Annotated in this window: 9 protein-coding genes; all 9 read left to right on the top strand. The window is 60.9% G+C overall.

All coding sequences use genetic code 11. The features are described from left to right. Window positions 1-48: 48 nt before the first annotated feature. The 9 genes from IPM06_18595 (at window position 49) to IPM06_18635 (ending at window position 9,291) form a co-directional block, all read left to right on the top strand. Window positions 49-1,392, top strand: coding sequence for a hypothetical protein (locus tag IPM06_18595; GenBank protein ID MBK8772412.1), 1,344 nt, complete (start codon window positions 49-51; stop codon window positions 1,390-1,392). Window positions 1,393-1,405: 13 nt separating this feature from the next. Then, window positions 1,406-1,723 (top strand): hypothetical protein, encoded by a 318-nt coding sequence (locus IPM06_18600; protein ID MBK8772413.1) that lies wholly within the window; start codon window positions 1,406-1,408, stop codon window positions 1,721-1,723. Window positions 1,724-1,800: 77 nt separating this feature from the next. Beyond that, a complete protein-coding gene (locus tag IPM06_18605; GenBank protein MBK8772414.1) occupies window positions 1,801-2,172 on the top strand; it encodes a hypothetical protein in 372 nt (123 codons plus the stop codon). Window positions 2,173-2,233: 61 nt separating this feature from the next. Next, window positions 2,234-3,013, top strand: coding sequence for a hypothetical protein (locus IPM06_18610; GenBank protein MBK8772415.1), 780 nt, complete (start codon window positions 2,234-2,236; stop codon window positions 3,011-3,013). Next, a complete protein-coding gene (locus IPM06_18615) occupies window positions 3,013-5,151 on the top strand; it encodes a hypothetical protein (GenBank protein MBK8772416.1) in 2,139 nt (712 codons plus the stop codon). Before IPM06_18610 ends, IPM06_18615 begins: the two co-directional genes overlap by 1 nt. Further along, entirely contained in the window at window positions 5,144-6,778 is a 1,635-nt protein-coding gene (locus IPM06_18620; protein ID MBK8772417.1) for a hypothetical protein, read from the top strand. Before IPM06_18615 ends, IPM06_18620 begins: the two co-directional genes overlap by 8 nt. 9 nt (window positions 6,779-6,787) lie before the next feature. Continuing rightward, window positions 6,788-7,477: a hypothetical protein gene (locus IPM06_18625; protein MBK8772418.1), complete on the top strand. Its 690-nt coding sequence runs from the start codon at window positions 6,788-6,790 to the stop codon at window positions 7,475-7,477. Window positions 7,478-7,489: 12 nt separating this feature from the next. Then, complete coding sequence (locus IPM06_18630; GenBank protein ID MBK8772419.1) at window positions 7,490-7,840, top strand: hypothetical protein; 351 nt, start codon at window positions 7,490-7,492, stop codon at window positions 7,838-7,840. Then, window positions 7,840-9,291 carry a hypothetical protein gene (locus IPM06_18635; GenBank protein ID MBK8772420.1) on the top strand — a complete coding sequence of 484 codons (1,452 nt, stop codon included), beginning with the start codon at window positions 7,840-7,842 and terminating at the stop codon, window positions 9,289-9,291. The genes IPM06_18630 and IPM06_18635 overlap by 1 nt, the downstream gene beginning before the upstream one ends. The last annotated feature ends 4 nt before the right edge of the window (window positions 9,292-9,295 follow it).

A 9,295-nucleotide genomic window follows, 5' to 3' on the forward strand; every position in this document is an offset into this window, starting at 1 on the left:
TCAACCACGTTCTCCAAAAGAGAACGGCTTCAATGAGGAGAGAACACCATGGCTATCGGCCAGCTTGATTGGAGATCCCAGGCGGTTGGGTCCAGCGACGCGGTGAACAACTACGTCGTCCAGGCCGCACTCGAGCGTCAGAAGTTCTACGAAGTCCGCGACAGCGGCGTCTTCGGGGACATGGCAGTGGACAAGACGGATGCTTCCGGCAACGGGATGTTCGACGCCAACGTCGACGTGTCCGGCACCGGAGCCGTGTGGTCCGCGTCCGACGCCAACAGCGACGAACATCGCTTCATGCTGGAGCGCATCGTGGGCGGTTCCGCCACCTATGGCGACGCGCCCCCGGCTGAAGGCGACTACAACGCTTACCTGTTCCAGTCGGTTTTCCAGAACGAAGTGGACAGCCCCAAGCTGCCCATTCCTGGACGGATGAGCCAGCTGCGGATCAAGAACATGATCCCAGACACCAAGGAGCCGGCTCGCCGCGCCTCCAAGGCCTGGCAGATCGAGGAGCGCGACTTCGACTTCCACACCGCGCTGACCATGGGCGAGTCCTACGGTTTGCTCCTGGACCCCGCAACGGTGCCTGGCGCCCTCGGCAAGGACCTTGGTCCTGGCGTGGGAACCGACGCCCCCTGCGAGCTGCTCATCACGGCAACGGCCGGAGCCCAGGTGACCATCCCGTCCCAGGGCCCCCGCAGCACCCAGTATCGTGATGCCGTCATCACGGCGCTGGCCGCGCTGTCCGCCTCCGGCTCCAAGTACATGACCCGGGTTTCCCCCCAGGAGATGTACTACCGCGCCGACGAGGCCAAGATCAAGAAGGTGCGTGGCGCCGACTGGGACTACGAGGGAATCATCGACGGCTCCTGCCTGAAGGATCTCCTCAACAGCTCCAGCGACCTGATGAAGCAGTTCCAGACCGCCCAGCAAGGCCAGGGTACCGCCAACCAGCGGTCCTTGAAGAATCTGGGTGGCATCATCGTCGACGGCATCCGCTTCATCCCGTCCAAGACCCTGGAGAAGTTCCGTCCCTACGGTAACGGATCGAGCACCGGCCTCAACGCCGGCTCGCCCATCCTGCGCTACGGTGACGGCACCCGCGATCGTCGCAACAAGCGGTTCACCTCGTCCGACTACAAGATTGGGCTGTGCTTCCTGCTTGGCGAGGCCGCGCTCCTGGAGCTGAATAACGGCTCGATCGCGGACGTGGAGATCGAGACCCCGGACGGCAAGGGCTGGGAGACTTTCTCCTGGACCATGCGCGGCGTGCGTCGTGGATTCTGGCAGCGCCGTGATGGCGAAGCCATGACCGCCACCGACGGATGGCTCCAGCAGAACGTGATGGAGTTCGCTTTCAACATCAACTCGGCCAGCGCGCTGGTCTAAGGAGGATCTGAACATGGCTCGTGCAACCGATACCCTGTTCGCGGTGAATGTCGTTCCTGAGCGGACGACTCGCGATCAGCTGAAGGACGCCAACGGCGATCCCTTGTCCAACGCTCTGTTGGCTGCTGTCGTTTCCGATTTGTCGGGAGCTGCCGTCAACCAGACCTTTGCCATCATCCTGACGCAGGACGTCCCGGCCAGCTCCGGAACCCGGTATAAGGGATTGGTGAAGGGCTCGCTGGCGATCGACATCGTCAACGGGAAGCAGTACATCAAGACCTCGGCCGTTGGTGCAACCGACGCCTGGGCCGTGGTGGGAACGCAGACCTGACCGGAACCGAGAGGTAACGATCAAAGGGGCCAGGGCAACCTGGCCTTTTTGCTTATATTCAAAAAACGGAGGATCACATGGAAGTCAAGCTTATTAAGGTCGGGGCCATCCAACCGAACAACCAGATCCACTCGTTCTCCCAACGGAAGAACTTCGAGTGCATACTGGAAGGCGATCCCTCCGCGTGGATCCTCACGGTCACGGACCTCGAGCTTGTCTCGAACGCCGTCAAGTACCACGGATGGTGCCTGCTCGAGCCGGAGAACGTCCAGTGCCCGATCATCCCGAACTGCGATGGCCACGATATGCCATCCGACTTCATGTTCGAGCGCGGCGATCTCGCCAAGCGGTACTTGAGCAAGCAGACCGAAGCCACGCAGGAAAAGCTGTCACGGTTCACCAAGAAGAAGGCCAAGGATGATCCGAACAACCCTCCAGCGGCTGACTGAACGCCTTCCAAGGGCGTTGCAGAACAGGTACTCGCTCCCTGCTGGAGCGTTCTGGGTCGACATGTACAACGATCTGCTCGGTGAACTCGAGCGGATGGCGTGCGGCCCGAACGGAATCATCAGCGTCCCGATTCCGTGGGAGATGTGCCAGAACGAGGTCGTGCTCCCGCAACAGCTCGTCGACGTGACGGCCGCATACCGCTCGACGACCGGACCCGAGAATGGCAAGTTGAGCATCGCCCCATCGGAGGGCGGCTTCTTCATCGTTGATGAAGTTCCTGCTGCGTCCACCATGGTTGGCCACGACAGCCTGTCCCTTCAGCAGTTTCGTGGGCGCGACTGGGTTGCCAGCGACGCCATCGACCTCGCCCTCGCCGGCGACGCCATCATCACGCACTCTGGGCCTCCAGGCAACGACAGCTACTTCATGTCGAGTTTCCCTACCGCCGCCTGGATCGCCACAACCGTGACCGCGGACTCCACGGGTCGCAACGTAGCCGCCATCCCATACGAGCAGGGCGAGCAGGACTGGGCCCCGGTCGGAAGCCAACACTCCTTCGTGTTCCGCGACTTCCTGGTTGCCATCGGTCACCGCAAGTACAAGCGGGCCGCATCCCTCGCGTCGCAGTCCAGCATCGCCCCGGAGTGGGATGAGCTGGTCGCCACCTGGCTTCGGTTCAAGGGTGAGACCCAGACTGACGCCGAGTCCGAGCAGGCCGCCTTGTGGGCCAGGGCGTGGGTGGCGCAGTCCGAGCGGTGGAAGGCGTTCCATACCAGGGCTCCCATCAATCTCCGCCCCAAGGGCCTCCGCCTGCCACTGGTGATGAACGGGGCTCGCTGATGCCCGATGTGAACCGGATCCAGCTTCTTGGCCAGGACGATGGCGAGGACAGCCTCAACCAGGTCCAGGACGTCGGCGGCAAGGCGATGGTCGAGCTCCGGAACCTGATTCCTGGGAAGACCTCGACTCCCCGTGGCGGCATCCCACGCATTGCGGAGAATGCCGCGCTCGCCAACCTGGATTGGGTATACCCATTTCGGTCGACTCTCCAGCCGGAGCTGACGATCGGGAAGATCGGGGTGGACCTGGTGCAGATCGACCAGCGCGCGAACGTGGTCGTGATCCGCAGCAAGGCCTTCCCGTCATCTGCCACCAAGCCATGCGCCGAGCGCGTGGGCGACACCGTCATCGTGAGTTGCGACTATCCGTCCCTGGCCACGACCGCATGGGCCGTGACGCAGGATGGCCGCTCCCTCAAGGTGAGGCCTGCCAACATCGAGCGATCCTCGAGCACGGTTATCTCGGCCGCATTCAACCAGTTCTCGTCCGCCTTCATGAATCCGAAGCGTGCGGCCCGGATGTTCTCCACCACCTGGGTGATGCGTGACGACGACGGCGCCATGTCTCCCACAGGATCTGGCGTTCCTGGAACGACATACACCTGGGGCGAGGCGAAGTCCGAATCCTGGGAGGACCTGAACGGCCGCTTCATCTTCGGCGGCGAGGACCTCGATGGTGAGGGCGAGCTCGAGGTGACGGTTACGGTCTCGAACATTCCAGAGGGCGCGACGCACCTTCGGATGTGGTGCACCAAGATGTCGGAGTGGGAACAGCTCTCCGGGAACGATGCGGCGGCGACCATCGTTGCCGGCCTGTCGCTGCGCTGGTGGATGGACATCTCGATCGCCGACCGGGTTGTGACGCCCAACGGAATCCAGTTCACCCAGAAGCTGAACAAGTCCGAGGGATCCCTGGCTGGGGAGATCAACGCAGTCGACACGACAGGAGCCAACGAGGTCCCGCCGTGTCGCTCAATGCGGTACCTGAACGGGCTCCTGTGGGCATGCGGCGCCAAGATCGGAGACTCCCCGGGCCGGTGCTACTACTCCCTGGACGTGACCGGAACCAGCCCGCTGCGCTCCCTCTCCCTGTTCAACCTCACGGACAGGGCGATCGACACCAGCCAGGACGACACCGAGCAGTCGATGGGACTTGCCTCCACCAGGGGCCACCTCATCATCATCAACGAGCGCGACGTGTGGATGCTGGACAACGGCGACCCTGACAACCAGCCGCGCAAGATCGCCGAGGACATGGGCACCCTGTTTCCTGGAACGATCTGCGAGCACAACCAGATGGTCTGGTACCTGTCCAGCCAGGGGCCTGCCCGCATCAGCGGCGACACGGTGGAGCTGGTGGAGAAGTTCTCCATCTCCGACCTGTGGCCATCCCCAGATGGCGGCGACCCGTACTTCCATGCCTTGAGCCGCACCGAGAAGGCGAGCGTTTGGAGCGTCTGGCACAACAACACCTGGTACATTGGAAACCGCAACCGCGTTGTCGGCATGAAGATGTCGGCCAACAAGATCGAGGGTGGCTTCCGCGTGACTCCAGCTTCTGGCTCTGGCGTGGTCACCGCGCTTCCTGCCAGGATGTCCGACTCGCGCGTCATCATGTTCGGCGGCGGGGCGATCCATACCTGGATGGATCCGAACCAGACTGTCGACGGCAATGGTTTCTACTTCACAGCTGAGGCCCGATATCGCATTGGGCGCATCGATGGACGCCGGTGGTACAAGGTGGCCGAGGCCTATGACATCCTTGCGCATGCGCACTGGGATGATGACGGCGACATGCTGACGACCGTCGAGTCGCAGGGTGATCGGTACGCATTCCTGTTCAAGTATGAGCAACGTCCCATCACGGACGCCCTCCAGAACTCCGACATCAGCAACGGTGCACGCTGGGTCATCCAGCAAGGCCTTCCTGAAGGCATCATCGGCGCGTTCTTCGTGGTCGGGATCCGGAAGATCGTGCGCGGCCCGTTCATCCTTGGCGGCATGGAGATCGGAATTGTGCCATGCAAGGGCCATGAATTCGAGTACGTTTCATTTAGTTCCGGCCAGGTGATCGAACCCGAGCTGGACGGAAACCTTCTGGTCTTCGATCCAGAGTTCAATCGAGGGTACGATGGGTGATAGAGTCACACGCCAGTTCATCGACGAGACGACCGGAGACCCGATCACAGGCGGTCAGTTCCGCCTCGTCTCGAAAACCGACACGGCGTATGCGAACATCACCTTGGTCGAGATCCCTGACCAGACTCCAGGTGTTCCTGACGGACGCTATGCCTCCCCGACGACGGTTCAGACTGGCGTGTACGGGATAGAGCGGTATCTCAATGGCGCATGGGAGCCGACCACCGATGAGCTGACTGTTGAGCCTGGCCGCTGGCGCAATAGTGGCGGCGGCGAGATGATCGTTGCCGACTACCTGGAGGCAGTGATCCGCGCCGGCGGGCACTTTGGCGAGGGAAGCAACCCAGATCTCGTCACCCTTGGAACGGTTCTCAGCTACGCTCATGATGAAGGATTCAACACGGTTGTTGTGGGATCCTTCCGCGGAACCAAGGTGTGGACGGGAGCAGCCGCCCTGGTCGTCCCTGACGGGATGTTCCTGGACCTGGCTGGAGCGACCATCCAGTGCTCGACGCCCGACGTGGCGGCGGTGCTGTGCGATGGATCGGCCTGCATCGTCAACGGGACCATCGCCTGCTCCGGCACCGGATCCGCCCAGCACGTCACAGCAGGAGACCCTACCAAGGAGATCTCATTCATCGACGTCGCCTTCACGGGCCTGGCAGGCACCCATGCGACCGTGACCACGGCAGCAGGAGCGAACGCAAGAGCGACATTCATCGCCTGTTCCAACGTCGTCGTACCCACCATCGACGCAACTCTCTCGGTCGCTCCGCAAACGGTGATCGGCGGAAGGCAGAACGCCTCCCAGGTGAATGGGGATCCTTTCATCCCGGCCGCCCAGGCAAATGCCACGGCTACAGAGATTGGTGATCTCGTTCGGTTTCTCCAGTCCGCCGTCGCTCCTGCTGGCTCCGAGATCCCACCAACGAGCGAGCCGTTCACGAACATGCGTCAGGTTGCGGCAGCAATGAGGGATTTGTGGTTCACGCAGAAGCCACTCATCTCTGGTGCCGCCAGCGCAACATCTGTCGTCTATGCGAAAAAAGACTCTGACCTCGGAGTTTCTGACCCAAAGACGAAAATCACTTCGATCAGCGCAAACGCGTACGGAGATTCCGTCAACTCGAACGCTTCGATTTCTCTGAATGGGGTCGAAAGAAAATGCATCGTCATCGAGAATGGGAAATTCAGGTCAGCAAAGATCTACATCGCAATTGGCGCTCTGCACCAATTCACGTTCACTCCAGTCATTAATCCGCAACCTATCAATGTCAGTGGATCTATCGAGGTGAATATCGCAGACTTCATCTCTGATTTGAAGTCTGCATTTCCAAGCAATTCGATCAAGGGATTGAAGATCGACTACAAGGAAATGGTTGTCGGCGTTTCGAACATCGGCGGATCTCCTCTATACAACGGAGGAAGCAACTCTTTCGTGATCCCGATCGTAGATCCTGTTTCAATCAGCTTGTACAGGCCGGTGTATCCTCTGTACTTCTACACGCCGAACACGAAAGCGTACAACGCGAAGATCGTGATCGAGATCGACGTCGAGATGTTCAACGAATCAACCGCGAACGGTCTCTTCCAAAGGTACGGGACGATCGCGTCCCCATCCATCTAAGAGGAAACGATGGCTCAATACACGAAATACACGGGACCATCTTCTGGCAATCGTCTTGGCGTTGCGGCTGACGAACTGCTCGGTCGTCGCATTGCTGGCCGTGACCCGGGGCTCAACGCTCGCTTCGCCATGGCGGACGAGGCAACACGCCAGTCCGTAGCCAACGCCAATGCGACGAACGCAGCGACCCTTGCTCGCGGAGGCGGAGCGTTCTCGCCAGCCATGCGCAGGAACGTCCAGGGAGGCCAGTACCAGGGCGCCCAGGCTGTTTCCCAGAACATGCTGGGCCAGGCCTCGCAAGCTGCCCAGGCACAGGATAGCGCCATGCAGATGGGCATGGCTCGTGGTCAACAGGACGCGGACCGACAGATGGGATACCTGAAGCTGGCCAACGAGAATGCCCAGGCGATGGGTGACGCAACGACGTCATCCGCCCTCCAGGGGATCTACATGGGTGGAGCTGGCCAGGAGTACACGGATGCGGGCCGCTCCAGTCAAGCCCAGGATGCGCAGCGCGCAGCCGAGGAAGAGGCGTGGGCGAAGCGCTACATGGAAAGCCAGAATGTGAAGGGTGACGAAGATCCCGCCTGGAAGCGAGGGCTCAAGGGAGTTCTTGGTGGCGCGGCAGCCGGGTCCGCATTTGGGCCAATCGGTTCTGGCGTAGGCGCTGGGGCCGGAGCCCTTCTTTCCCTGTTTTGATGGAGGCTTCTGATGGATAACGTGAATGGTGGATTTGGCGGATTCATGAAGAAGTACTCCAGCTGGGACTTCTTGAATTCTCCAAAAGCAAAATCTGCTGATGGAACAGTGGCGACCCCTGGCTCTGGAGCAGGCGATCTGACGACGGTTCAGAAGATTGGGCGCGGCGGCCAGATGGCGAACACGTTCTTGCGTGACTTGTTCAGCGAGAGTGATGCGCGCGCGCAGCGCAAGCGCGAACTCGAGGAGCAGAACGCCAGGCTTGCCGAGTCGTTCCGATCGCAGCTTCCTGCCTTGGTCAAGGTTCGCCAGGATCTAGCCAATAGGACGGCCGCGCTCTCCTCCCTTTCGAGGATGTTCTGATGCCACTGTTCAGCGAAGCCATGGGCCAGCAGCTTGCCGACTACGGTGACCTTCGCGGGAAGCGTCAGGAGAAGGGCTTCAACCTGGCCGCCCAGCTTGAGCACATGAAGCGCATCACCGCCCAGGTGGACGAGGAGATCGCTCGACAGCAGGAGCTTGAGGCGTCGACACAGGCTGCCCAGGCGATCCCGTCGATGGCCGCTCCGGATCAGGTTGCGCCCACCCCAAGTATCCCGGCTGCCATCCAGTTCGCGATGAAGTCGGAATCCCCGACGATCATCCCGCAAAATCCAATTCCTGGATTCTCTGTCCCGATGCCGGGCGCCCCGGCGCCAATGCCTGGCGTCTCGTTCTCGAGCGCGCCGAAGCAGCCGCTCATCACGGGTGAGATCGGAAAGCGCTCCGTTTCCAACCGCGGCATCTCAAGCGAAGGTCGCAACACAGCGGAGCGGACCATGTTCGGTCTGCTCTCGAAGGCTCCGGAGCGCGAGCTGGACCGTAACCGCATGCTGCTCGACAGGATGACCAGGGAACGCCCAGACCTTATCGCTTCCATGTACGACGGAGACCAAGAGATCGCCAAGGGCTACGACAGCGAGATCACCAGGCTTCAGAACTCGGTGACCGCTGGTGACGCAGCCAAGGACAAGCTGTACGTCGCCCAGCTTAACGCCTCCCAGCGTGCGACCGGATCCTACATGAGCGCGGAGATGGCGGCAGAGAGGATTGTGGCGGCAGCAGCAAACAAGGCTAAGGACAACGAGTCCAAGATGGACCTTGAGTCGTTCAAGCAAACCTTCAAGTCAAAGCAGGAGCTTGCGAAGAATGCTGCCAAGGCGGCTGACCGGATCATCCGTCAGATGCGCGCGAAAATCACTGACCCAGAAACTCTTCAGTTCGCGACCCTTGAAGAGCAGGACAGGTTGCGCGCGAACGACAACTACTACTCCAAGAGAGCGGACGCCCTTTCCACCACAATCCAGAATGCTGTGGCCGGGCTGTTCTCGAGAGATAAGGAAACAGAAGCGCGGTCGTACCAGATTCTCACGCACTTGCAGTCAATCGGCGACGCTCCTGTTCTCCCAAATGAGAGCGACAAAGAGAAGACGTGGGGAGATAGGGTCGATGAGTTCGGCGGAGGCACCCAATACAAGGATAGGCTGAAAGCTCTCGAAAATGACGCGAAGGAGTTCAAGGCTCGCACTGATTCTGCCGGAGCTGTGCCTGTACTTCCTGACCAGACATCCGGCCCAGCCCCCAATGGCGACATCGGCGCAATCAGGGCCAAGAAGGAGAGGCGTTCCATCGCGCCACCTCCACCGCCCGCGAAGCCTTCCGTTTCAGCCAAGGAGATCGAGGCTGCCGTCCGGGCCGAGTACGCGAAGCTTGGGGCTGACGAGGCCACGATCCAGACCGCCATCAAGAAGCGGATTGCGAAGGCTAGGAAGTAGCTTT

Source organism: Hyphomicrobiales bacterium (genome assembly GCA_016710435.1).
Lineage (GTDB): Bacteria > Pseudomonadota > Alphaproteobacteria > Rhizobiales > Aestuariivirgaceae > Aestuariivirga.

Excerpts from the sequence above, each read along its gene's own strand:
- IPM06_18630 (MBK8772419.1), top strand. The coding sequence starts at position 7,490 with ATGGATAACGTGAATGGTGGATTTGGCGGATTCATGAAGAAGTACTCC.
- IPM06_18615 (MBK8772416.1), top strand. The coding sequence starts at position 3,013 with ATGCCCGATGTGAACCGGATCCAGCTTCTTGGCCAGGACGATGGCGAG.
- IPM06_18600 (MBK8772413.1), top strand. The coding sequence starts at position 1,406 with ATGGCTCGTGCAACCGATACCCTGTTCGCGGTGAATGTCGTTCCTGAG.
- IPM06_18605 (MBK8772414.1), top strand. The coding sequence starts at position 1,801 with ATGGAAGTCAAGCTTATTAAGGTCGGGGCCATCCAACCGAACAACCAG.
- IPM06_18610 (MBK8772415.1), top strand. The coding sequence starts at position 2,234 with ATGTACAACGATCTGCTCGGTGAACTCGAGCGGATGGCGTGCGGCCCG.
- IPM06_18625 (MBK8772418.1), top strand. The coding sequence starts at position 6,788 with ATGGCTCAATACACGAAATACACGGGACCATCTTCTGGCAATCGTCTT.
- IPM06_18595 (MBK8772412.1), top strand. The coding sequence starts at position 49 with ATGGCTATCGGCCAGCTTGATTGGAGATCCCAGGCGGTTGGGTCCAGC.
- IPM06_18620 (MBK8772417.1), top strand. The coding sequence starts at position 5,144 with ATGGGTGATAGAGTCACACGCCAGTTCATCGACGAGACGACCGGAGAC.
- IPM06_18635 (MBK8772420.1), top strand. The coding sequence starts at position 7,840 with ATGCCACTGTTCAGCGAAGCCATGGGCCAGCAGCTTGCCGACTACGGT.